This is a genomic window from Achromobacter sp. FW305-C-28, from assembly GCF_058783235.1.
The window spans coordinates 1-22,780 of sequence record NZ_JBYSYL010000008.1 but is presented as its reverse complement, the minus strand read 5'-3'; the positions used below and the strand labels follow the sequence as shown (position 1 = coordinate 22,780).

Genomic DNA, 22,780 nt, shown 5'->3' with positions numbered 1-22,780 from the left:
CACCGCGATGGATGATCGAGGCCGGCGCCCCGCGGTTCTGTGGAGCGTGTGGGGTGAAGTTCTCTCGATTCTGGACCCGGGTGCAACGCCTGGTGGTGGTTCTGATGCTGGGCATGGCCGGGTCCGCCCAGGCGGCCTATCCCGACAAACCGGTACGGCTGGTGCTGCCGCTGGCGCCGGGCGGGGCGATGGACGTATTGGGGCGGGGCCTGGCCGAGCGCCTGGGGGCGCTGTGGAAAGTGCCGGTCATCGTCGAGAACCGGGCCGGGGCCGGCGGCAATATCGCCGCCGACCAGGTGGCGCGGGCCGCGCCCGATGGCTATACCCTGCTGCTGACCGGCGACATGCTGGTGGCCAACCAGACCCTGTTCCAGGGCACCATCAATTACGACCCGATCAAGAGCTTTGCGCCCATCAGCATCGTGGCGGCCACGCCGCCGGTGATCGTGGTGCGGGCGGACTCGCCCATCCACGACATTGCCGGCCTGCGCCAGGCGGCCAGCCAGCAGGTCGTCAATATCGGCACCCCGGGCTACGGCAACAGCAACCACCGCGCGCTGACCCGCCTGCAGCAGCAGGTGCCGGGCACCGTGCAGCACGTGCCCTACAAGGGCGCGGGGCCGGCGGTCGTGGCGCTGCTGGGCGGCGAGATCGATGCGGCCATCGTGGCCTTGCCGGCGGTGTCCAGCCTGATCGCCAACGGCCAGGTCCGCGCGCTGGCGGTGTTGCAGGACAACCGCAGCGACACGGTGCCGCAGGTGCCGACGGCGGCGCAGGTCGGGCTGCGGATGGACGGCGATACCGGCTGGTTCGGCCTGTTGGCGCCAGCCGGCACGTCGCCCGACGTGGTCAACGACGTCTGGCGCGCCGTGCGCGAGGCGGTCACCGAACCTGATTTCCGGGCCCGCCTGCAGGCCATCGGCTTTGATCCGATCGCCGACCAGCCCCGGGCCTTCGCCGACCGCATCGCCAGCGATGCTGACAAATTCCCGGCGCTGCTGCGCGAAAGCGGCGTGGCGTTGCAATGACACGATCGAGGCCGACATGCCCATTCTGAACATCGGCGATGCCGAACTCCACGTCGACATCCAGGGCCAGGGCGACGCCGTGCTGGCCCTGGCCCCGGGCGGCATGCTATCGCATCGTGAACTGTGGCGCGTAACGCGTGACGGCCGGCCGCGCGAGTATCCGGACCCCGTGGCGGCGCTGGCCAGTCAGTACCGCGTCATTGCCCCGGACCAGCGCAACGCCGGCCGCTCGCGGGCGCCGGTGCGGGCCAGCGACGGCTGGACGACCTACGCGCTCGATCACCTGGGCCTGCTGGATGCGCTGGGCGTGCAGCGGTTTCATGTGATCGGTTCGTGCATCGGTTCGTCGTTCGCACTCAAACTGTGCGAACTGGCGCCGCAGCGCGTCGTGTCGGCCATCTTGCAGCAGCCCATCGGCATCGCCGGGCAGGACGGCAAGCGCGGCGAGTCGTTCGACCAATGGGCCGACACCGTCCGGGCGCGCGACCCAGGCGTGGACGATCGGGCGCTGGACGGCCTGCGGCACAACCTGTTCGGCGGCGATTTCGTCTTCAGCGTCAGCCGCGACTTCGTGCGGCGCAATCCGATTCCGCTGCTCATCCTGGGCGGCAACGACGCGCTGCACCCGCGCGCCGTCTCGCTGGAACTGGCACAGTTGGCGCCGGCGGCCACGCTGGTCGAAGACTGGAAGGGCCAGCCGCAGCGCTACCTGGATGCGATCCAGGGGTTTCTGGCCGCTACAAGGCCGCCACGGCCTGCCTGGCCTGCCGCGTGACGCGTTCCAGCAGGCCGCTGGCCACGCTGCCCGCCACGGCAAACCCCACCGCCGCCCACAGCGCCCAGGTCGTACCCAGTCGGGCGTTCACGGCAAAGCATGCGGCCACGAAGGCCGCGCCCATCGTCTGCCCCAGCAGCCGGGCCAGGCCCGACAAGCCGCTGGCCACGCTGGCGCGGTGCGCGGGCACGCTGAACATGATGAAGCGCTGATTGGGCGACAGGAACAGGCCAAAGCCGGTGCCGCACAGCGCCATGGGCAGCATCACCGCCCACATCGGCGCGCCGGCCGGCAGCGCGCTCACGCACCCCAGGCCTGCGGCCAGCAAGGCCAGGCCGATCAGGCCCAGCAGACCGGCGGAAATCCGGTCCGACCACTTGCCGGAGAACGGCGCCAGGCAGGCCCCCATCACGGGCCACGGCGCGATCAGCAGGCCGACCTCGGCAATGTCGCGGCCCAGCGTCTGGTTCAAGAGAAAGGGCAGCGCCACCATGGCCGCTCCCTGGGCGGCGAAGGCCAGCACGCAGATCAGCACCGACGTCGAAAATGGCGGCAGGCGCAGCAGGTCCAGCGGCACGATGGCGTGGGCATTGGCGCGTTCGCGCCGCAGCAGCAGCGCCCAGCACGCCAGGCCCAGGCCCCAGACCAGCGCGGCGCCCCAGTCCGGCGTTGCCACGCGTTCCAGGCCCAATACCGCCAGACCGAACGCCAGCGCGCAGAGCACGGCCGCACCGGCGTCCAGCGCCTTGCCGTCGCCGGGCCTGCGGGGCAGGTGGCCGCCGGCCAGGGCCAGCGCCACCAGGCAGAACGGCACGTTGACGTAGAACAGCCAGTGCCAGCTCAGCACCGTCAGCATGGCCGAGGCCAGCACCGGCCCGCCGGCCAGCGAGGCCGCGGCGATCATGGCGTTCAGGCCCATGCCCCGGCCCAGCTGTTCCTTCGGATAGATGGCGGTGACCAGCGCCATGTTGCAACCCATCAGCGCCGCGGCGGCCAGGCCTTGCACCGCCCGCGCGGCTTCCAGCGACCACAGCGACGGCGCCGCGCCGCACCACACCGAGGCCACCAGGAACAGCCACAGTGCCGGCATGAACACCCGCCGGTGGCCGATCTTGCCGGCCAGCGCCGCCAGCGGCAGCATCGTCGCCACCATGACCAGCTGATAGATCGTGACCACGCCGATCACGTCCGCCGCGCTGACGCCCAATTGCGTGGCAATCGACGGCAGCGCCGTGTTGGTCATGGACGTGTCCAGCGTTGCCATCGAGATGGACAGGGAGACGGCCAGCATCGCGTAGCGGCGAGCGGCGGGCGTCAGGGAGGCAGGGGAAAGGGGGGAGGCAGACATGGGGAGATCTGGAAAACGGGGCTGGAGATCGGGCTGAAAAACGGGCCGTAAAAAGACGCGCAAAACTGAAGCGCAAGTGCAGCCGGCAAGCGCTGCACGGGAAAGTTCGGGCCTCAGTATGGAAGTCCCCAGCCTTGCAGGGAATAGCAAAATCTGTAAAGCAGCCTTGCAAATATGAAATACTGAAGGCGCATGAAACCGCGACGGAAGACGTGAAAGGCAGGCGTATGGTGAACAGATCGGAAGGCATGGCGCTGCTGGTGGCGGCGGTGGAGCAGGGCAGTCTCAGCGGCGCGTCGCGCGTCAGCGGAATTTCACTGGCGTCGGTCAGCCGCCACCTGAGCGCACTGGAAGAACGCCTGGGCACGCGGTTGCTGGTGCGTTCGACCCGGGCCTTGCGCCTGACCGAAGCCGGCCAACGCTATTACGCCGAGGCCAAGCGCCTGTTGGCCGACATCGACGAACTGGAAAGCAGCATGCAGACCGAGGCCGCCGAACCCTCGGGCCGGCTGCGCGTCACCGCGCCGACGCTGTACGGCCGGGTGCATTTGCAGCCTTTGCTGGCCAAGTTCCTGATGCGCCATCCCAACGTGACGCTGGACCTGCACTTGATCGACCGACCGGTCAATCTGCTGGAAGAAGGCATCGACCTGGCCGTGCTGGTGGGTGACCAGCCCAGTTCCAGCCTGGTCGCGCGGCGGCTGGGGTCGATCCGCTGGGTGCTGAGCGCCTCGCCCGACTACCTGGCGCGGCGCGGCACGCCCGCCAACCTGCACGATCTGGCGCAGCACGACGGCCTGGTCTACAGCCACCTGGCGAACGAAGAGATGTGGACGCTGATGCAAGGCGGCCAGCCTGTCACGCTGCGGGTGCCCACGCGGATGCGCTCGAACACGGTGGACGGCGTGGTGACCGCGGCAGCGGCGGGCGCCGGCATTGTCTTTGCCCCGGCCTGGGCCATCGCAGACCACGTCGCGGCGGGGCGGCTGGTGCCCTTGCTGCCGCAAGCGGAACCGCCGCCCCGGCCCGTGTTCGCGCTGATGACCCATCAACGCCTGATGGCCAGCAAGGTGCGGTCGCTGGTGGAGTACCTGGCCGGACACCTGCGGGAAAAGGCGTTGAACGATCTGTAGGGCGGGGGCCGGCGGACAGCCGGCCACGATGGGCCGCCATGCCAGGTATGGCGCTTGCTAGATGACGCCGATCCAGCCGTTCACGGCGGGCACCGGATGATCCGGTGCGTACAAGGAGATCTCCATGGCAAGCAAGAAACCCAGCAAGGCCAAGTCGCAGGGGCCGGTCGACACCGCGTTCAACAACACCGACAGCGGGCCCGCCACGGCGCCTGCCGCACAGGGCGGTTCGGCGGCGATGCAGCGGGCCGCGGCGGTCGCCGCCACCGTGCAGGCGATGCCGCATCACCCGTCCAAGGCGCAGGAATATGGGGACGAGGGCGCCCGCTGCCCTTATCGGGGCGCAGCGGTCCCGGCGCCGGATGCGTCGGTCGGGGCCAGTACCCTGTCCGAGTCGCAGCAGAATGCCAAGACCGGCGAGGCCGCCGAGGCAGGTGTCAATGCGGTCGACGGGCCGCTTGCGCGGGTGCGCGCCGATGCCCAGGGCCAGGCGCTGACGACGAATCAGGGCGTACCGGTCAGCGACAACCAGCATTCGTTGAAGGCGGGCTTGCGCGGGCCGGCACTGCTAAAGGATTTCATCCTGCGTGAAAAAATCACTCACTTCGACCATGAACGCATCCCCGAGCGCATCGTGCATGCACGCGGCTCGGCCGCGCATGGGTATTTCGAATGCTACGAATCCCTGTCCGACCTGACGCGCGCCTCGATCTTTGCCAGGAAAGGCAAGCGCACGCCGGTATTCGTGCGCTTTTCGACGGTGGCCGGCGAACGCGGTTCGAAAGACACGGCGCGCGACGTGCGCGGCTTTGCCGTCAAGTTCTATACCGATGAAGGCAACTGGGACCTGGTGGGCAACAACATGCCCGTGTTCTTCATCCAGGACGCCATGAAATTCCCGGACCTGGTGCATGCGGTCAAGCCCGAACCGCACCATGGCATGCCCCAGGCGGCATCCGCGCACGATACGTTCTGGGACTTCGTGTCGCTGATGCCGGAATCGACCCACATGCTGATGTGGCTGATGTCGGACCGCGCCATTCCCCGCAGCTATCGCATGATGCAGGGCTTTGGCGTGCATACCTTTCGCTTCGTCAACGACCAGGGCGAGTCGCGGCTGGTGAAATTCCATTGGAATCCCGTGGCCGGCACCCATTCGCAGGTCTGGGACGAGGCCGTGAAGGTGTCGGGCGCCGACCCCGACTTCCATCGCCGCGACCTGTGGGAAGCGATCGACGCGGGCCACGGTCCGGAATGGGAACTGGGCGTGCAGATATTCACCGAGGAAGAGGCCGAGCGCTTCAGTTTCGACGTGCTCGATGCCACCAAGATCGTGCCGGAAGAACTGGTGCCGGTTCGCCCCATCGGCCGCATGGTGCTGGACCGCAATCCGGACAATTTCTTTGCCGAGACCGAACAGGTGGCGTTCTGTGCGGCGCACGTGGTGCCGGGCGTGGATTTCACCAACGATCCCCTCTTGGCCGGCCGCATCCATTCCTATGTGGATACACAGATTTCCCGGCTGGGCGGCCCCAATTTCCACGAGATTCCGATCAACGCGCCGCTGGCGCCCGTGCACAACAACCAGCGCGATGGCATGCATCGGCAGGCCGTGCATCATGGCCGGGTGGCCTACGAACCCAATTCGCTGGGCGGGGGCTGTCCGTTCCAGGCGGGCATGGAAGGCTATGTGTCGTTCCCCGAGCCTGTCAGCGGCGACGAATTGCGCGGCCATCCGGAACGGTTTGCGGAACACTACAACCAGGCGGCCCTGTTCCTGAACAGCCAGACGGACTGGGAACGGCGCCATATCGTGAACGCCTTTGCCTTCGAGCTGAGCAAGGTGACGGTCGCCGCCATCCGGCAACGCATGGTGGCGTCGCTGCGCAATGTGTCCGACGACCTGGCGCAGGCGGTGGCCGACAAGCTGGGCATGGCGCTGCCCGATGCCCTGCCGCGGGCCCTGCGCGAGGTGCCCCGACCGGAAGTGGAACAGTCGCCCACGTTGTCGCTGACTGCGCGGCCCGGCGATATGGGGGTGGCCACGCGCAAGGTGGCGATCCTGGTCGCCGAAGGCGTGGACGGCGCCGCGGTGTCAGCCGTGGCGCAAGCCCTGATCAAGGCCGGGGTGGTGGTGCGCCTGGTGGGGCAGCGCATCGGCCCGGTGGCCACGGACGACGGCGGATCGCTGGATGCGGATGCGTCGCTGGACAATCATCCCAGCGGCCTGTTCGACGGCGCGGTCGTGCCCGCCGGCGCCGCGGCGGTGCAGCGCTGGCGCGAGGACGGCCGGGCATTGGAATTCATTCGCGACGGCTACCGCCACGGCAAGACCTTGCTGGCGGTGGGCGAGGGCGCGGACGTGCTGCAAGCCGCGGGCATCGACCTGTCGCTGGATGACGACGGCCTCATCACCGGGGATGCGCCGGCCAAGACGGCGGCTGCCTTCATCGCCTCGTTGGCGCGCCACCGGCATCCGCAGCGGGAGACCGATCCGGCGCGAATCTAGCGTCCACGGCAGGCGGCGGATCCGGCATGGCCGCGGGATCTGCCGTACGCAGCGCGGTGGCAAAGCCGCCTTCGACGCGGGAATAGGGCCGCGCACTGGTGGTGACACGCGGCAGCGCCGTCCAGGCGATCGTGCAACCGGCCTGCGCCATCCGGTCCACCAGGGTCTGGTCTTCGCTGCACGTCAGCGGCGCAAAGCCGCCCACCCGGCGGTAGGCCTGGGCTGCCACGCCCAGGTTGGCGCCGTGCACGTGGCGGTGTCCATCCCTGTCCTGGTAATGCGCCGCAAAATGGCGTTGCAGGGCCTGTGCCCGGGGGCCATGGGCGGCCCAACCGGCGACGCCCACCGTGCCGCACACCACATCGGCCGCCAGCGACAGCTGGTCCACCAACCAGCGCGGGGACACGATGGTGTCGGCGTCCGTATGGGAAAGCCAGCGCGCCCCGGCGTCCAGCAAAAGCTGCGACCCGGTCGCCCGGGCCACGCCGACATTGCGGGCGCGAATGGCCAGGCACTGCACCGGCCAGGCGGCGGCCAGCCTGGCGGTGCCGTCGCGGCAGTAATCCAGCACGACCACGATGCGCACGGGCTCGGCCTGCAGCAGGGGATGCCGCGCCGCCTGGGTGACGGCCCGCAGGCAGGCGGCGATATGGCGTTCTTCGTCGTGGGCGGGAATGCAGATACCGATCATGGGGCGGTTATCCGTTGGCAGGGCCCAGCGTCCAGGCGTCGAGACGGAACCTGGGTTCGTGATGCGCCAGCAGCGCCGTCATGCCCGGCAAGGCGGCAAGCGCGTCGTGCAGCGCATCCGTGGGTTGCAGCCTGTCGCTGAACGGCCCGCGCCAGTGGCATGCGATCAGTTCCGCGCCGGGCCGCAGGCTGGCGCCGATGCGCGCCAGAAAGCGCGCCAGCGCGGCGTCGTCCAGGTAATAGGCCATTTCCGAGATCACCATCAGGTCGAAGCCGCCGGGCGGCACGGCGGGCCATTCGTCCGGAAGCCGCAGGACCAGCGCTTGCACGCCAAGGGCTTGGTGCGCCTGCGCCTGTTCACGGCACAGGCTGACGGCGGTCGTGGACAGGTCCACGGCGGTGACCTGGCGGCAGCGGCCGGCCAGCCGCAAGGTCATGTCGCCGCTGCCGCATCCGGCCTCCAGCGCATGGTCGTAGCGGGTCTGGCCCAGGCAGGCCAGCAGCAGCTCGCGCTTGCGGCGTTCGTACCAGGCGCTGCGCACCTGCCAAGGGTCGTCGCTGGCGCGATACAGGGCTTCGAAATGGCGCGCTACAGCATCCATGCCGGCTCCTCGGTCCGGGCCACGGCCGCGCCGTGGGCGGCCTGGTCTCGTTCGGCGTGGCTTTGGCGGATGTACAGGGGCAAGTCGGCCATGGCCTGGGCAATGGTTGCGTCCTTGCACAACGGGCCGGCGCCCAGCGCGCGGGCGGTGCGCACGAGGATGTCCTGGGCCGCGGCTTCGACCGCCAGCCTGGCGCGTGCCGTTTCCAGCGCGCAGCTGTCTTGCGGCGTGGCGTCGATGGCGGCGGCAGCCGCCAGCAGGGCCCAGCGCGCCTGGCATAGCGCCACGTCCACCGCGCCAAGATGGGCCAGGCGGAACGGGTCGGCGGGGGACGCCCCTGCGCGCAGGCGCCCGGCAATGCGGGTCAATCCGCCGTACCAGCAGGCCGCGACGCCGGCGCCGCCATGCAGGAATCCCGGCCGGTCCACATATTGTCCGGGCGCCCCGAGCGGCGTCGCCAAGACGCCCTGGAACGACACGCTGACCGTGGCGGCATCGCGCATGGCGGGGGCAAGCCAGGCATCATCGGGCAGAATTTTCACTCCCGGCTGGGACAGGGCAACCGTGGCCAGGCACGGCGCACCCGCCGGCGTCCAGCCGCTGACCACCGCGTGGGTCGATCCGGCCGCCCCGGAACACCATGCCTTGATGCCGTTCAACGCGACCTGCCCCGATGCGACGGGCGTGATGGCCAGCCGTTGCCGGGGAGGTTCCGCGCACCATACGCCCCAGCGGCTGCCAGGAGGCGGCTGGGCAGCGCCAAGCTCGGCCAGGATCGCCAATGCATCGGTGTGGCCCTCGAAGCGCTTGGCCAGCGACAGGTCGGCGGCCGCCACGGCCGCCAACGCCCGCCACCGTGTCAGCGTATTGCCGCTGCCGGGCAGGGGCAGGCGGTCGCAGCCCGTCTCCACCAGCCTGCGCAGCAGCGCATCGGACGCCACGGGCTGGCCGGCGGTGGCCAGCACGGCGTGCAGCGCATCCTGGCGGAACAGAGGGCGGGCAAGGGTAGCGATCGTAGGCATGGGGGGGGCGGGCAGCGCAAGCGGGAACCTGCTTCAGCAAACGGCATGCCCGGCCGCCAGCCCCCGCCGAATGGGCCAATTGCCACCCGGCCATGGCTGGGCACGCCACTTGCTACGGTGCGTCCGCCATGCCTGAATGGCGCTTGCCGGAGTGCAACCCATGACTACCCCTATGTTTGGAACCCTGACCGCCACGCCACCCGTGCCGACCGAAGCCGAACGATGCGCCCGCCGCACCCTGGAAGCCGCCCAACGGCTTCTGCATCCCGATCAGCCCGCCGTCACCACGACCTCGACGATCGAGCTCGAACTGGCGCGGTACGTGAAATCGGCTTACGTGCTCCGCAAATCCGTCTGGGCGGACGGCTGAGCGGGCGCAGCGCCACATACGCGCTCGCAAGGGAACGCGGCAGCGGACCAAGGGGCATGCCCCTTGGTCCGTCGACTCATGACGTGGCCAGCAGGCGGGACGCCAGGTTGAGCAGCGTCAGCAAGCCCGTTCCGATCAGCCACAGCATCACGGCAGGCCACAAGCGCATCAACTGCGTGCGGGCGCGTGCCCGTGGCGGGGGCGCGGCCGTGGGCGCTGCGGCTACCTGAAGAGAGTCGGCGTTGGCGGCGGCAAGCGGACGCCGCGGCGTCCCTGGCTGGGGCGACACCAGCGTATTGCCGATCAGGGAAGAGGACGAAGCAATTTCCGGGGAGATCACGGTAAATCCTGCCTTCGGCGCCGGTGCTGGCCCGCTGAGATGGGTGAAGGGGGATTGCCGGGGAGCAAGCACCGTGCCGTGAACGGTGCGGCGTTGCGGATTGTCACCAAGTCGAAGGCCGCCGCGACGCATTGCGCCGCGGCGGCCTGTCACTGGATAGCGCTGTTCTTCTGCTGAAAAAGCCGCTCAGGCCGCCTTGCGGTTGGTGATGAAGCCTTCCTGCTTGCCCAGCACGGCGGCGGGATGGTGCAGGTCTTCCTGCCAGAGCAACGATTCCATGAAGATGTTCAAGGGCTGATCCTGCACGGTCAGCTCGTACACGTAGTCATCGTAGGATGCATGGTTGTGCACGGCCCAGCCCGGCGCCGACAGCATCAGGTCGCCGGCCTTCCACTCGTAGCGATTGCCCGCCACGCTGCTGTAGCCACTGCCCGAGAAGTAGTAGTTGATCGCGGCCGAGACGTGCCGATGCGGGCGGTCGATGATCTTCGGCGGCCGGATCGTCATGGTCGCGAAGAAGTTGGGGGTGATGCCGTTGAAGCGGCCGGTGGCGGGGTTGTAATACATATACAGGCGCCGGCCCACGTATTCCTTGCCCAGCGCTTCCAGCTTGTCCAGCTGCGGCTTGACCTGGTCCCACGCGAAATGCAGGGTGCGTGAATCCACCGCGGTCGGGTTGATCAGGGTTTCGTAGGGCATCAGCAGTCCGCCGTCGTCGTTGATCGGGAAGATGCCGTAGGGGTTGCGGCGGCGCGGGTCGTCGGACGCTTCGCGCTGGCCCGTGCCGGCGCGCGCATTCATGTCCGGCTGTCCGTCGGTCACGTATACGTCCATGAACTGCAGCAGCGGCACGTTGGAATAGGTCAGGCGCACCTGCAGGTCCCGGCCGTCGTTGTAATGGCTGTACGGCGTGTAGCTGGGATGGTTCCAGACGTCATATTGCTTAAAAGCCACCTGCTTGCCGCCCACGTCGGTCACGCCCTGGCCGCGGATGCAGAAATTGACTTCCGTGGCGTTGTGGCGAAAGGGCAGGGTGCGCTCGCCGGGCTTGAGCACCGACAGGCGCACCTGGATGCCCGGCGCCATGCCGGGCGCGAATTCGCGCGCGTTCGGATGCGCGATCAACGATTCGCGGCGTCCCGAGGCCGGCAGCGGCGAGGCGGCCAGGCGCTCGACTTCGGCGTCGATCTCTTCCTTGGTCACCACGATGGGGGCCCACTGCGTGTTGGACGAAACGGGCGGTTCGCCGTTGCAATCAAGGAAGCGGCCGTTGAGTCGCTCGAATTCGCGGGTGTATTCGTTCATGGTTCGATCTCCGGGTGGGATGTTCGTAGCGGATCTGTGTATCGAGAGTCGGGCTGTCGGGGCCCGCCAGCGGTATGGCGTTGAGATTGCCGTGGTTGTCTGGCGGGCTCAGGCGCGTTGCGCCAGCGGCGTCGCGAAAAAGCGTGGCTTGCTCTTGACCGGCGCGGCAATGGCGCGGCCGGCGCCTTGGTCGCGGGCGCGTTGCAGGATTTCCACCCCCAGCGCCAGGTCGGACAGGCCCATGCCCATGGCTTTGAACAGCGTCAGGTCGGCGTCGGGCGGACGCCGCGCACCGTCGTGGATGCGCTGCGACAGGGTCTGCACCCCCTGCCAGTCTTCGCCGTAGCGGGTACGGAATTCGCGCGACAGCCGCTGTGTGCTGGACAGGTCGTCGACGGCCACGACGTCGGCGCGGTCGAATACGTCCTGGCAGAATTCTTCGCGGTCGGGGGCGATGGCGCCGATGGCGTTCAGATGCGCGCCGCGTGCAAGCATGGCGGCGTCCACGAAGGGGGCGCTGGCGCGGGTCGCCACCGTGACCACGTCGGCGCCGTCGCAGGCGGCGGCCATGCTGCCGACGGCCGTGGCGCGCAGTCCGCACTCGGGAAAGGCCTCCTGGATGCGGGCGGCGAAGGCCTCGCGCGAGGCCGGCGTCGGACTGTAGACGCGTACCTCGTCAATGTTGCGCACGGCCAGCACGGCGGCAACTTGCGACAGGGCCTGCTTGCCGGTGCCGGCCATGGCCAGCACGCGCGCATCCGGCCGGGCCAGCCAATCGGTGGCGACGCCCGTGGTGCCGCCGGTGCGCAGGTTGCCCAGCGCGAAGGCCTCGATGATGGCGGCCAATTGCCCGTCGTCGGCATTCCACAGCAACAGCAGCGGGCAGGTGCCGCCCTCGGTGTGGGCCCACGTCTTGGTGCCCACGTAGTTCCCCAGCCGCGCGCCCAGCGCATGCAGGTTGTTGTGGCCGAACTGCAGCATGGTTTTTGGCATGCTGGCTGCCAGGCCCTGGGCCTGCAGGCTAAGGCCGGTGCTCAGCGCGGGGATGGCCTCGGCCAGCGTCAGCAGCGAGGTGACCTGGGCTTCGGTGATCCACACGGGGTCCGTATTCGTCATCATTGATTTCCTTGCTTGGGGGGCGCGGGGGCGGCCGGCGAGGCGCCTGCCGGGGTGTCGGCGCCAAAGCCGTCTTCCCAGATCGAGGGAACCGGCGGGCGCAGACCGAAGGTATTGACCACCAGCGCGTGGGTGACATAGCGGCCGATCAGCATGGCGATGGCGACGGCCTGGCTGGCGGGCAGCAGCGCCGCCAGCGACTTGAAATCGTCCTGCGCCTGCAGGCCGCGGGTGCGTACCGCGGCCATGACGTAGCGCTGCACGGCGCGTTCCGGTTCGGACAGCAGCGCCGCCGTGTCGGGGAGCAGGCGCTCGACTTCCCGCACCCACTCGCGGCCCAGGCCCAGCCGCACGCACAGGCGTTCGTGCTGGTGGCGTTCGTAGGCGTTTTCCATCAGCGTGGCCGTGGTCAGCACCGCGGTCTCGGCCAGGTTGTCGGGCAGCGCGTCTTTCAGCGACTCGGTAAAGCGCATGAAGTCCAGCAGCACGTCAGGCGCATGCGCACTGACCTGGAACAGCTCGCCCAGGTAGCCCAGGCGGCGCACGCGCGGCGTCAGGTAGTCGGCCAGGTCGGGCCGCATGTCTTCGAGTTGCAAGCGGGCAATGGCGTGGCTCATGATCGTCAGTCGATGGTGATGTGATATTGGTCGGCCATCTGCTTCCACTTCACCAGTTCTTCGGCGATCTGTTTCTGCAGTTCAGGGCCGGTCAGGGTCTTGGGCACGAACAGGCGATCGGACAGCGCGGTCTGCGTGGCCTTGTCCTGCGCCAGCGCCATGAACTCCTTGCGCAGCTCGTCGACGATGGGTTGCGGGGTCTTCGCGGTCACGAAAAACCCCAGCCAGACGGCGAAGTCGTAGTCCTGAAAGCCGGGCAGCTCGGCCAGGGCCGGCACGTCGGGATGGAAGGGCACGCGATTCTTGGTGGCCACGGCCAGCAGGCGGATCTTGCCGGTCTTCAACTGCGGGCTGATGTTCGAGATGGCATTGAATATCACGGGCACCTGGCCGCCGATGCCGTCCGTCAGCGCGGGCGCGCAGCCCTTGTAGGGCACGTGGACCATGTCGATGCCGGCGCGATGCGCGAACTCCACGCCGGCGAAGTGCTGCGCCGTGCCGGTGCCGCAGGACGAAAAGCTGAGCGTGCCGGGATGGGCGCGGCCATAGGCGATCAGTTCCTGCACCGAATTGACCGGCAGCTTGGTGCTGACGGCCAGCGCCACCGGCGTTTCGGCGATGGCGATGATGGGCGTCAGGTCCTTTTGCAGATCGAACTTCTGCGCCACGCCCAGGGCGGCGTTCACCGTCATGGTGTTGTTGCCGATCAGGATGGTCTCGCCATTGGGGGCCGAGCGCGCCACGTAGTCGCTGGCGATGTTGCCCGATGCGCCCGCGCGGTTTTCCACCAGGAAAGTCTGCTTGAAGATATCGCCCAGCCGCGGCGACAGCATGCGGCCGATCACGTCCGTGCTGCCGCCGGGCGGGAAAGCCGAGATCATCGTCACCGGGTGTTCGGGATACCCGGCGTGGGCGGCGCTGGCCAGCATCAAGGTCAGGCCAAGTCGCGCGGCCCAGTGGATGGCGCGGCGACGCGGGGATGGCTGCAGGCGGCTGGGGCGTTCCGTCATGGTTTGTCTCCTTGGGGGTGTGGGTTTTTGTTGCCCACTTCGTGTTGTGATTGCTGACCTCATCGTAGAATCGCAATCAACCTATGTATAGATTGATTTACAATCAATCAACTACCATGGTGATCGAACGCCGAAGAACCGCTACCGCCGGGCGCGCCGCGCTGCCGGCCAGGAAAAGCCGAAGTATGGAAAACCGACGCAAGAAGACGGCCACGCGGACGGCCGACGACAACGACCCGGCCGGCGGCACGCTGGTCGATGCGCGCACCGCCATCGAGCGCCTGGGGATCAAGATGCAGACCCTGTACGCCTACGTCAGCCGCGGCTGGGTGCGCGTCGTGCCCGCCGTGGGCGGCAAGGGCAACCTGTACTACGTGGAAGACCTGGACGCTTTGGCGGCGCGCGGGCGGGGCCGTTCCATGACCGGCGCGGGCGCCGAACGCATGATCCGCTGGGGCGGCAACGCCGTCATGCAGACCTCGATCACCGCCATCGGCCCCGATGGCCCGCGCTATCGCGGCAAGCCCGCGGCCGAACTGGTGCTGCACCATCGCACCTTCGAGGATTGCACCGAACTGCTCTGGAACGGCATGCTGCCCGACACCTCGGTGGCGTGGCAGCCGGCCCGGCCCGGCGCCGGCTTCCAGGCCCTGGCCGACGGCATCGTGCAGGTGGCGGCGCGCAATCACTCGCGCCGTCTGCTGTCGGTGGCGGTCGAGGCCTATGCGGCCAGCCTGGGCCGCAATCCCGAACTGGCGCTGGGCGCGCCCACCCTGGCCGCGCGCCAGCTGATCCAGGCCATGGCCGCGGCCACCGGGCTGTTGACCTCCCGGCCCACCTATGCGCTGAACGAGGCGCCGCAATCGATCGCGCAGATCCTGGCCATCAACCTGCGCGTGGGCGACTCGCCCGAACACCTGCGCCTGCTGGATGCGGCCTTGATCCTGAGCGCCGACAACGAACTGGCGCCCGCCACGTTTGCCGCGCGCATCGCCGCGTCGGCAGCGGCCGACCTGTTCTCTTGCGTGACGACGGCGCTGGGCGCCTTCGAGGGCATGCTCACGGGGCTGGGTTGCGAACAGGCCGAGTCGGCGCTGGGCCAGGCGCGGTCGCGCGACGCCTATCTCGATCATCTGAAGAGCCTGCTGGCGCGCAAGAGCCCCGTGCCGGGGTTCGGGCATCCCATCTATCCCGACGGCGATCCGCGCGCCATCCTGCTCCTGGACCTGGTGCGAGAGGTCGCACCGGCCGGCCCGCGAGGCGAGCTTGCCTTGCAGGGGGTGGACCAGGCCAGCAATGAACTGGGCCTGAAGCCCAATTTGCCGCTGGCCCTGGCGGTCCTGGCGGCGGTGCTGGACGCGCCCGCGGGCGCGGCCGGCGCGCTGATGTCGGTGGGGCGCGCGGCAGGTTGGGTGGCGCATGCGCTGGAGCAGCGCCTGGCCGGTTTCCTGGTGCGGCCGCGCGCGCGGTACATCGGGCCGTCGTAGGCGGGGGCGGGACTTTGCGCGTGGCGCGTGCCAAGGCCCGCGCCGTCCGGTCCGCGTCAGTGGCCGCGCCCCAGCGCCTTGGTCATGGTCTTGGCGTATTCACGCGCCACGCGCGCATCGATCACGGCGACGTTGCCCGCCTTCACCGCGGCAATGGCCTCATCCAGCGCTCGGGCCAGCTCCTCGGCGGTCTGTACCGGCCCCCAGCCCAGCGCCCCTTGCGCGCGCGCCATGCCGGCCAGATCGATCTCGGGTCCTTCGATGCGCTGGCCGATCCATTTGTTCTCGACCGGACGCGCGCGCATCTGCGCCACCTTTTCCTGGTGCACTTCGTCGTTGAAGAACGACCGGTTGTTGGCCACGATGACGAGCAGGGCAATGCCATAGCTGACAGCGGTCCACAGCGCCGTTGCGCCCATCAGAAAGTCGCCGTCGCCCAGCACCGCGACCGGCAATCGCGGCGTGCCGCGCAGACCCAGGGCCGCGCCGACCGCCATGCCCGGGCCCGAGCCGATGCCCCCGCCCCCGTCATAGCCCAGGTAATCAAGGGGATGCGCCAGCGGATGCGCATCGCCGGGCCAGCCCAGGTTGGCGCGGATCAGGCAGGCCGGCGCATGATGGCGCAGGCGCTGGCTGATCGTGCCAGCGAAGACGGCCAGCGACATGTCCTGGGCGGCGTCACCGGATTGCGCGGGCAGCGTGTCGGGCTCGGCGGGCAGGTCGGCCGCGGCCAGGCGCGGATCGCCCAGGTCGCGCAGCGCGTCCAGCGTCTGTGCCACGAATTCGTCGGGGTCGCACAACAGATAGGTGTCTGCGCTGACCAGCGCCTGATGCTCGCCGCCAAAGCCGTTGTGCAGCACCTGGTCCAGCGATACCTGCATGACATGGGCCGGCACGTGTTCCGCACCCCAGGCCGAGCGTAGCGTGCCGGCCAGGTCCACCCAATCCAGGCTGAGCACCACGTCGGCCTCGCGCAGGGCCTGCAGGCCTTCGTCGGCCATGAAGAACGAAGGCGTGGTCCCGTGCAGCGGATGGCGCGTCGGAAACGCCGCGCCGACCTTGAAGTCGGTCAGCACCGTGGCGGCGCAGTGTTCGGCCAGTGCGACGCGGCGCTGCCAGTCGGCTTCGTCGCGCGACACCCGGCCCATCAGAATGACCGGCCGTCTGGCCGAATACAGCCGCTGCGCCGCGTCGCGTGCCAGACGGTCGGCGACGCCCGGGCGCGCGGGCGGCGCGTGGCGCGACAGCGGCAGCAGGGGCGGAGCTTGCGTGCAGGGCGCTTCCTGCAGCGCGCTGTCAAAGCACACGTAGACCGGGCCTTGCGGCTGCATCGTGGCAATCTGGCGCGCGCGCAGCACCGCGTCGCGCGCGCCTTCCAGCGAAGAGGGCTCTGCATCCCATTTGACGAACGAGCGCACCAGCGCACCCTGGTCTTTCGAGGTGTGCAACCAGTCGATCCACGGACGGCGGCGCGCGGAGTCGACCGGCCCCGTGGCGCCGAACACCAGCACGGGCACACGGTCGCAATAGGCGTCGAAGATGGCCATCGAGCCGTGCATCAGCCCCACGTTGGCATGCAGGATCGCGCCCATGGGCCGGCCCGTCACCTTGGCATAGCCGTGCGCGATGGCGACGGCGTGTTCTTCGTGCAGCACCGTCAGCATCTTGGGAGATTCGTCGCCCAGGTAATTGACCAGGCTGTCGTGCAGGCCGCGGTAGCTGGCGCCCGGATTGAGCGCCACGTACTCCAGGCCGAGGTGCCTCATCAGCGCGGCCAGGTAATCGCTGCCCCACTGGGGCGGGGGAGTGTCCGGGTGAGACGTGGCGTGCGTGGGAGTAGACATCGAAGGTTCAATCCAGGGTGACGTTGACGTTCTTGATCTGCGTGAATTCCAGCAGTTCTTCCTTGCATTCCTCGCGGCCGACGCCCGACTGCTTGTAGCCGCCGAATGGCGCGCCGAGGAAGTGCGCCGAAGATCCATTGATCCATACGTAGCCGGCCTGCACGCGCGCCGCGGCGCGATGCGCGGTGCGCAGGTCGGTGGTCCAGATCGATGCCGTGAGGCCGTATTCCACGCCGTTGACCGCGGCGTACAGGGCTTCCTCGTTCGACCACTTCAGCACCGACAGCACCGGGCCGAAGATCTCCTCGCGCGCCACGCGCATGGTCGGCGTGACGTCGGCCAGAATGGTCGGCTCGACGAAGTAGCCCTGGGCCAGGACGGGATCCTGGCTGCGCTGGCCGCCATGCGCCACCCGCGCGCCTTCGGCGACCGCCGAGTCCACATAGGACAGCGTCTTGTCCAGTTGCTGGCTCGACACCAGCGCGCCCATGGTCGTGCGCATGTCGGTGGGCAGGCCCGGGGTATGCAGTTCCCCGGTCAGCCTGACGATGCGCGCCAGCACGTCGTCGTGGATGGACTCGTGCAGGAACAGCCGGCTGGTCGAGCCACACGACTGGCCGCACCAGGTGAAATTCATGCCACGCACCGCGCCCAGCGCCATCTTGTCCAGGTCGGCGTCAGGGTAGACGACCATCGCGTTCTTGCCGCCCAGTTCCAGCAGCACCTTCTTCAGGTCGTCCGCCGCTGTGCGCATCACCGCCTTGCCCGCGTTGACGCTGCCGATCAGCGCCACCGCGGCCACGTCCGGATGCGCCGACAACGCGGCGCCCGTGTCGCGGTCGCCGGTCAGGCAGTTCAGCACGCCGGGCGGAAAGAGGTCGGCAATCAGTTCGAACAGCCGCAGCGTCGACAAGGGGGCCTGCTCGGGCGGTTTGACGATGACGGTGTTGCCCGCGGCCAGCGGGGCTGCGATCTTGCCGGCTGCGAACATGAACGGGTGGTTGAACGGAATGATGCGCGCCACCACGCCCAGCGGCTCGCGCAGTGTGTAGTCCAGCGAGCCGTTCAGGGTGGGGATGGTCTCGCCCTTCAACTCCATGACCAGGCCGGCGAAATACTCCAGCTGCATGGCGGCGAACACCGCGTCGTCCTGCATCTGCTTGACCGGATTGCCGCAATCGACGGCATCGATCAAGGCCAGTTCCAGGCCATGCGCACGGATGACCGCCGCGGCCTGGCGCAGCAGCGCGGCGCGGGTCAGCGGCGGCGTCTCGCGCCATGATGCGAAGGCCTGCCTGGCTGCCGCCACCGCGGCATCGACGTCGGCGGCGTCGGCCACTGCATAGCGGCCCAGGTCGGCCTGCGTGCCAGGGCTGTGGCTACGCGCGTAGTTGCCGCTGCCGGGCGGCTGCCACGCGCCGCCGTAATACAGGTCGCGATGGGTGGGCAGGGCGTGGGGCACCTGCGCGGACAGGTCGGGACCCAGGTCGGTAGTGATCATCGATGTGCTCGCTGACAGGCCGGCTTGCGCGCAGGAATGCGGAGTGCGCGCGGACGGCGGGGGGGACGAAGAACGGATAGGCTATTTCAGTGGATTGATAGCGGTCAATCTTGATTTGAAATCAATGTATAGCGGGAAAGCGGCGGACGGCATGGCGCGGCCGGTCGGCCTGATGGCGCGACAACGGGGCGGGGTGTTCCGAAGAGAGGGGGAGGGGGGCGATAGCGGTGCAGCGGGCTGCTGAGGGAATCCGCAGGGACATCGCTGGGCGTCGTCCAAGGGGGAAAGCGCAGGGCAGACGACGAAAGTTGATTGTAAATCAAGCTATTCGCACATTGATTTGAATTCTAGGATGGCGGCAAACTTTCCTGGAGAAAAACCCATGCCCGCAGACACTTCAGCGCGCGACTTTGCGCCCATCGTCAACACCGCCCAGGAATGGCGAGACGCGATGGCCGAGATGGCGACACGCAAGACGCCAAGCTTCTTTCACATTCGCGCCAGGCTGCCGCGGCAGGGACGAACCAATCAGGTGCTGGGCGCGTCGCCCTGCATGAACGTCGTGGTGAAGACCTACGCCGGCGGCGGAGAGAACGAGATTCACGCCCATACCAACGAGGATCACGTCTTCGTCGTGTTGCAAGGCGGCGCGGTCTTCCACGGCCCCCGGGGTGAGACGCGGCGAGTGGGGCGCAACGACTGTGTGCTGATACCCGCCGGTGCGTTCTATTCGTTCCAGGCCGACGAGACGGAACCGCTGGTGATGCTGCGCGTGGGCGCGGCCAGGGATCCGGGCGCGGACGTGCTGGCCCGGGTCGACGACCAAGGCCAGCCGTTCGACGGCTATTCCGAGCGAAACAGGGAAGTGCCCGTCGTTTTGGACGAGACCCGGGTTTTCGAATGACGCCCGAGTATTCGCGAGATCCCTCTGCCGAGGCCACTTTCCCGCTGTTCAGGGTATGAGCAGCAGGAATAGAGTTCGCCTTTTGGATCATAGGAGACGCGGCGATTTTTTTGAGAGCTGGAAGTTCGCCTTTTTGATTAGAGGCACTCTTGGACTGCTGATTTTTGTGTCAAAGTTCGCCTTTTTGACGGTGCCGTCCGATCCATGCGGCATGTCGGCCGGCGACTTGCTCGGCCTAGACTATGTCCGTTCTCGGCCATGAGCGGCCGCTGGCCCCAGATGAAAACAGACGCTCAACGAACAAGGTAAGCCGCCCGCCGCAGGCAGGTCGGCTTGACCGCAAGGTTAGCTGCCCGTGCATTCATAGACGAGATATGGGACAGCAATAAAATCATCCGTATAGTTTTTTGCAGCCAAAACTCGAACCAGGGTTCGCACTGGAATTGTCAGGTCGCGCAGTAAGCGGCGTCGGCTTGAATGAATTGTTAGGTTCCATCCAGCTCGAGCTGGATAGATGCGATCGCCTCTGCATTGAGAGATGTGACGCAGGAGAAGGCCTTGGTTTGTTTAGAAGAAAGCTCTTTGTATAGCTCATCGCAACGGCCAATGTTATCCGCAGCATACTTGCGACCTTTGAGCGTTTTGATGTTTAAGTTTGCTATGAAGATAGCTGACATCACTCCGGCTATGGCTGCGCTCAAAGCAGCGCCAGAGTCGCCGCGAACGGCGTGCCATCCTGACTCGAATACGACCACGCCGTGGTCAATGAGCTTCATGCAGAGCTCGATGATATGAAAGGCATTCTCAGTGGCTGTTTCCAGCAGCTCCTGAGATTGGCGGGAAAGCTTTGACTTTTCCTGAGCTGATTCGGCGATGTCTCGAGCGATGCGGAGCGCTACAACCTCGTCAAACTCTCTTGCATCCTTCTCAAAGAACTCTATTAGTCTCGGTTCAATCGCTAGAACTTGCTCCTTGATATAGATGAGTACGTTCTCATTCTTCTTGCACTCAGGCTTGGTCGCGCTTTTGTCGCAAACTGTTATAAGCAGCTTGGCAGCAAGAAGCCCCATCAGAGCTGCAGCACTCCCAGACCCTGGGGAGGCTTTCCCGGCGCCAAAATCATTGAGTAGCTGCCCTGTCGAGCGATCGAGAAGCGCCACCTGTCTGTTGTCTTGCTGGTTCTCTGTCACGAATGCCCCATATGAAACCTAACGGCCCAGGTAAGCCGCACGCCGTAGGCGGGTCGGCTTGAATGAATTGTTAGAAAACAATCAGTCGAACTTCAAGCCACTCTTGATCTTGGCTAGATTCTCACGCTCTGCGGCCTCGGCGGCGGCTTTCTGCACAGCCTCATGCTGCTTCTGTGCGCAGTATTGAGCATATGCAGTATTCGTCTCGGCAATGATCTTGTTGAATTCCACGATGAGATTCTGAAGTTCATTCGGAACGCAGTAAGTCTCCAGTCGGTCGCCTGAGACGTAAGCGTTGCGCTTCATCATGTAAAAATGCTGCTCCCAGCGCTGATTGAAGTAATCCGCCCATTCTGCTGGAGCTGATGAGGAAAGATTCAGTACTGCATTGACCAAAGCTAAGCTTGGGTCAGTTTTGTAGGTCGCCTTGTCGTCAAAGGCGACGATCTTGATGGGTTGAAAGTCAGTTGTCATGGAACTCCCCTTGTTTTCTAACGTAATGTAGACCGCACCAAGCCGCAGGCCATATCTGGCGCTTGCGGTCTAAATTGGCACGAAAAAAACGCGGGAAGGGGCTTGTAGCCTAGCTTGACGGAGCATATGCTGTATGAAAGAACAGTGCCAAATTCAGCCATGAAACCCGCCTCCCCTCCTGTGTTGCACGTCACACGGTTGCCGGATCAGGTCCGTGAGCGAATTCGTTACAAGCACTATAGCCTGCGCACGGAGCAGGCCCATGCGCATGATCGTGAAATGGCACGGTTTGTGGCACCCGCGAGACATGGGGCCAGTGGAAATCGAGCGTTTTCTTGGCATGTTGTCCCGGCACTTGCAGCCCGGATGAATGACGGCTTTTGAGCGTTCATCTGGAGCACTGCTGAGGGTCGGAAGCCGTCTATCATCGACGTCCACTCCCGGCCGAAGCGGTCGTTCACAACGCCTAAGTTAACTCGACCCGCGAAGCGGTGTCGATTAGGACGGATTGCTAGGATTTAGCTGCCGAAAGACTGGACAACCATGTTGATATCTGGTCCTTTGCCAAGATGAAGATGACGACCAGCAGTAACGAGTAGACGATGTTTCCGACTACCCCAGAAACAATCGACATACCGAAAGACTTGGTTCCTAACTCCTTCCGAATTCTTTTAACCTCATTTTCGACCTGTGCGGAAAGCGCGTCTTCGGCGGATCGGACATGCGCCAGCAGGTTCGCATTGGTGAGAAGTATCGTTTGAATTGCCGCGGGAGTAAGCGATGGATCTTGAGAGAGCAGATCGCTCTGCTGCATATAGATGCTGTAGGCAAGGTCACGAACGCAGTTGTTCTTTTTGTTCTGCTTGCAGTACGCGTCGATGGTTTCGTAGGGCGTAGGCACCGTTAGAGCCCCCCGAAAGATTTGGGCGACTGTTCCCGCCAGTCTCTGGCTAGGCGCTCGAGTTGCACGTATAAACTAGGCGCGCCTCCTTCACTCCGCGAGAGGTAAATGTCTTTCGCTACCGCGAAATAAAATCTAGGTAGGGCATCCCCTAGTCGGTCAAACGCTAGCCGCTCGTCGTAGACTCCCGCGCGTATTCCGATTGACCCTAACCCCGTATTAGTCCGGATCAGAAGTAGAGATTTCCGGCTCATTGAGGTTGGTACTTTGGCCGCTGGCCAAGTGCTGGCGCGCGTATTCAGCAGGTGCCTGCCACTTCAGCGCGGAGTGGGGACGAACCTCGTTATAGTACGTCCGCCAGGCGTCAATTTTCTCCTTGGCATCAGCAAATGACAAGAACCAGTGGCTGTTCAGGCATTCCTGACGGAAGCGGCCGTTGAAGGATTCGCACTGCGCATTGTCCGTCGGCTTGCCAGGCCGGCTGAAGTCGATTTCCACCCCATTTTCGTATGCCCATTTGTCCATGGCTTTGGAGATGAACTCGCTGCCGTTATCGGTTTTGATGACGCGCGGCAAGCCGCGCAGTGCGCATACGCGACCGAGCGTCGCCACCA

The 22,780-nt window shown here is 66.5% G+C and carries 25 protein-coding genes; 7 read left to right on the top strand and 18 right to left on the bottom strand.

Annotation, left to right across the window (positions count from 1 at the left end):
- The first annotated feature begins 53 nt into the window (after positions 1–53).
- Together AC3WMR_RS19480 and AC3WMR_RS19475 are read left to right on the top strand one after the other, a co-directional pair.
- Entirely contained in the window at positions 54–1,028 is a 975-nt protein-coding gene (locus AC3WMR_RS19480) for a Bug family tripartite tricarboxylate transporter substrate binding protein (protein ID WP_492264732.1), read from the top strand.
- A 16-nt stretch (positions 1,029–1,044) separates the two neighbouring features.
- Complete coding sequence (locus AC3WMR_RS19475; RefSeq protein ID WP_492264733.1) at positions 1,045–1,803, top strand: alpha/beta fold hydrolase; 759 nt, start codon at positions 1,045–1,047, stop codon at positions 1,801–1,803.
- Here the strand turns inward: AC3WMR_RS19475 and AC3WMR_RS19470 are convergent.
- Positions 1,766–3,151, bottom strand: coding sequence for an MFS transporter (locus AC3WMR_RS19470; protein WP_492264734.1), 1,386 nt, complete (start codon positions 3,149–3,151; stop codon positions 1,766–1,768). The two genes, AC3WMR_RS19475 and AC3WMR_RS19470, sit on opposite strands and share 38 nt — an antisense overlap.
- A 227-nt stretch (positions 3,152–3,378) precedes the next feature.
- Here AC3WMR_RS19470 and AC3WMR_RS19465 point away from each other — a divergent pair, with 227 nt between their 5' ends.
- Complete coding sequence (locus AC3WMR_RS19465; protein WP_492264735.1) at positions 3,379–4,284, top strand: LysR family transcriptional regulator; 906 nt, start codon at positions 3,379–3,381, stop codon at positions 4,282–4,284.
- A 124-nt stretch (positions 4,285–4,408) separates the two neighbouring features.
- On the top strand, positions 4,409–6,793 hold the full coding sequence (locus tag AC3WMR_RS19460; RefSeq protein ID WP_492264736.1) for a catalase: 2,385 nt from the start codon (positions 4,409–4,411) through the stop codon (positions 6,791–6,793).
- Here the strand turns inward: AC3WMR_RS19460 and AC3WMR_RS19455 are convergent.
- From AC3WMR_RS19455 to AC3WMR_RS19445, 3 genes are read right to left on the bottom strand one after another with little or no spacing between them, the layout of a single operon-like run.
- The gene (locus AC3WMR_RS19455) at positions 6,732–7,484 is read right to left on the bottom strand and encodes a glycosyltransferase family 2 protein (RefSeq protein WP_492264737.1); all 753 of its coding nucleotides are present in this window, start codon (positions 7,482–7,484) and stop codon (positions 6,732–6,734) included. The genes AC3WMR_RS19460 and AC3WMR_RS19455 overlap by 62 nt on opposite strands.
- A 7-nt stretch (positions 7,485–7,491) precedes the next feature.
- Positions 7,492–8,085, bottom strand: coding sequence for a class I SAM-dependent methyltransferase (locus AC3WMR_RS19450; RefSeq protein ID WP_492264738.1), 594 nt, complete (start codon positions 8,083–8,085; stop codon positions 7,492–7,494).
- Complete coding sequence (locus AC3WMR_RS19445) at positions 8,073–9,107, bottom strand: acyl-CoA dehydrogenase (protein WP_492264739.1); 1,035 nt, start codon at positions 9,105–9,107, stop codon at positions 8,073–8,075. The genes AC3WMR_RS19450 and AC3WMR_RS19445 overlap by 13 nt, the downstream gene beginning before the upstream one ends.
- 160 nt (positions 9,108–9,267) lie before the next feature.
- Here AC3WMR_RS19445 and AC3WMR_RS19440 point away from each other — a divergent pair, with 160 nt between their 5' ends.
- Positions 9,268–9,477, top strand: coding sequence for a hypothetical protein (locus tag AC3WMR_RS19440; RefSeq protein WP_492264740.1), 210 nt, complete (start codon positions 9,268–9,270; stop codon positions 9,475–9,477).
- Positions 9,478–9,553: 76 nt separating this feature from the next.
- Here the strand turns inward: AC3WMR_RS19440 and AC3WMR_RS19435 are convergent, their stop codons facing one another.
- From AC3WMR_RS19435 to AC3WMR_RS19415, 5 genes are all read right to left on the bottom strand, one after another.
- Positions 9,554–9,817, bottom strand: a complete 264-nt coding sequence (locus AC3WMR_RS19435) for a hypothetical protein (RefSeq protein ID WP_492264741.1) — start codon at positions 9,815–9,817, stop codon at positions 9,554–9,556.
- 186 nt (positions 9,818–10,003) lie between these two features.
- Entirely contained in the window at positions 10,004–11,122 is a 1,119-nt protein-coding gene (locus AC3WMR_RS19430; RefSeq protein WP_492264742.1) for a cupin domain-containing protein, read from the bottom strand.
- 108 nt (positions 11,123–11,230) lie between these two features.
- Entirely contained in the window at positions 11,231–12,238 is a 1,008-nt protein-coding gene (locus AC3WMR_RS19425; RefSeq protein ID WP_492281585.1) for an ornithine cyclodeaminase family protein, read from the bottom strand.
- Positions 12,238–12,855 carry a carboxymuconolactone decarboxylase family protein gene (locus AC3WMR_RS19420; protein ID WP_492264744.1) on the bottom strand — a complete coding sequence of 206 codons (618 nt, stop codon included), beginning with the start codon at positions 12,853–12,855 and terminating at the stop codon, positions 12,238–12,240. Before AC3WMR_RS19420 ends, AC3WMR_RS19425 begins: the two co-directional genes overlap by 1 nt.
- 5 nt (positions 12,856–12,860) lie before the next feature.
- A complete protein-coding gene (locus AC3WMR_RS19415; RefSeq protein ID WP_492264745.1) occupies positions 12,861–13,865 on the bottom strand; it encodes a Bug family tripartite tricarboxylate transporter substrate binding protein in 1,005 nt (334 codons plus the stop codon).
- Positions 13,866–14,050: 185 nt separating this feature from the next.
- Here AC3WMR_RS19415 and AC3WMR_RS19410 point away from each other — a divergent pair, with 185 nt between their 5' ends.
- Positions 14,051–15,352: a citrate/2-methylcitrate synthase gene (locus AC3WMR_RS19410; RefSeq protein WP_492264746.1), complete on the top strand. Its 1,302-nt coding sequence runs from the start codon at positions 14,051–14,053 to the stop codon at positions 15,350–15,352.
- Positions 15,353–15,408: 56 nt separating this feature from the next.
- Here the strand turns inward: AC3WMR_RS19410 and AC3WMR_RS19405 are convergent, their stop codons facing one another.
- Positions 15,409–17,196, bottom strand: a complete 1,788-nt coding sequence (locus AC3WMR_RS19405; protein WP_492264747.1) for a thiamine pyrophosphate-binding protein — start codon at positions 17,194–17,196, stop codon at positions 15,409–15,411.
- 7 nt (positions 17,197–17,203) lie between these two features.
- Positions 17,204–18,697 carry an aldehyde dehydrogenase family protein gene (locus tag AC3WMR_RS19400; protein WP_492264748.1) on the bottom strand — a complete coding sequence of 498 codons (1,494 nt, stop codon included), beginning with the start codon at positions 18,695–18,697 and terminating at the stop codon, positions 17,204–17,206.
- Between the two features lie 382 nt (positions 18,698–19,079).
- On the opposite strand from AC3WMR_RS19400, the gene AC3WMR_RS19395 reads away from it, so the two are divergent.
- Positions 19,080–19,601 (top strand): cupin domain-containing protein, encoded by a 522-nt coding sequence (locus AC3WMR_RS19395; RefSeq protein WP_492264749.1) that lies wholly within the window; start codon positions 19,080–19,082, stop codon positions 19,599–19,601.
- Positions 19,602–19,894: 293 nt separating this feature from the next.
- On the opposite strand, the gene AC3WMR_RS19390 is transcribed toward AC3WMR_RS19395, so the two are convergent.
- The 7 genes from AC3WMR_RS19390 to AC3WMR_RS19360 all read right to left on the bottom strand — a co-directional run.
- Positions 19,895–19,966, bottom strand: a complete 72-nt coding sequence (locus AC3WMR_RS19390) for a DUF1010 domain-containing protein (protein WP_492281586.1) — start codon at positions 19,964–19,966, stop codon at positions 19,895–19,897.
- A gap of 120 nt (positions 19,967–20,086) precedes the next feature.
- Complete coding sequence (locus AC3WMR_RS19385; protein WP_492264751.1) at positions 20,087–20,791, bottom strand: cyclodeaminase/cyclohydrolase family protein; 705 nt, start codon at positions 20,789–20,791, stop codon at positions 20,087–20,089.
- A gap of 18 nt (positions 20,792–20,809) precedes the next feature.
- A complete protein-coding gene (locus AC3WMR_RS19380) occupies positions 20,810–20,872 on the bottom strand; it encodes a DUF1010 domain-containing protein (RefSeq protein ID WP_492264764.1) in 63 nt (20 codons plus the stop codon).
- On the bottom strand, positions 20,873–21,265 hold the full coding sequence (locus AC3WMR_RS19375; protein WP_492264752.1) for a hypothetical protein: 393 nt from the start codon (positions 21,263–21,265) through the stop codon (positions 20,873–20,875).
- Between the two features lie 511 nt (positions 21,266–21,776).
- Positions 21,777–22,166 carry a hypothetical protein gene (locus AC3WMR_RS19370; RefSeq protein ID WP_492264753.1) on the bottom strand — a complete coding sequence of 130 codons (390 nt, stop codon included), beginning with the start codon at positions 22,164–22,166 and terminating at the stop codon, positions 21,777–21,779.
- A gap of 2 nt (positions 22,167–22,168) precedes the next feature.
- Positions 22,169–22,420, bottom strand: a complete 252-nt coding sequence (locus AC3WMR_RS19365; RefSeq protein WP_492264754.1) for a DUF4760 domain-containing protein — start codon at positions 22,418–22,420, stop codon at positions 22,169–22,171.
- A partial coding sequence (locus AC3WMR_RS19360) for an integrase core domain-containing protein (protein ID WP_492264755.1) occupies positions 22,386–22,780 on the bottom strand: 395 nt, incomplete at its 5' end. The genes AC3WMR_RS19365 and AC3WMR_RS19360, both read right to left, overlap by 35 nt.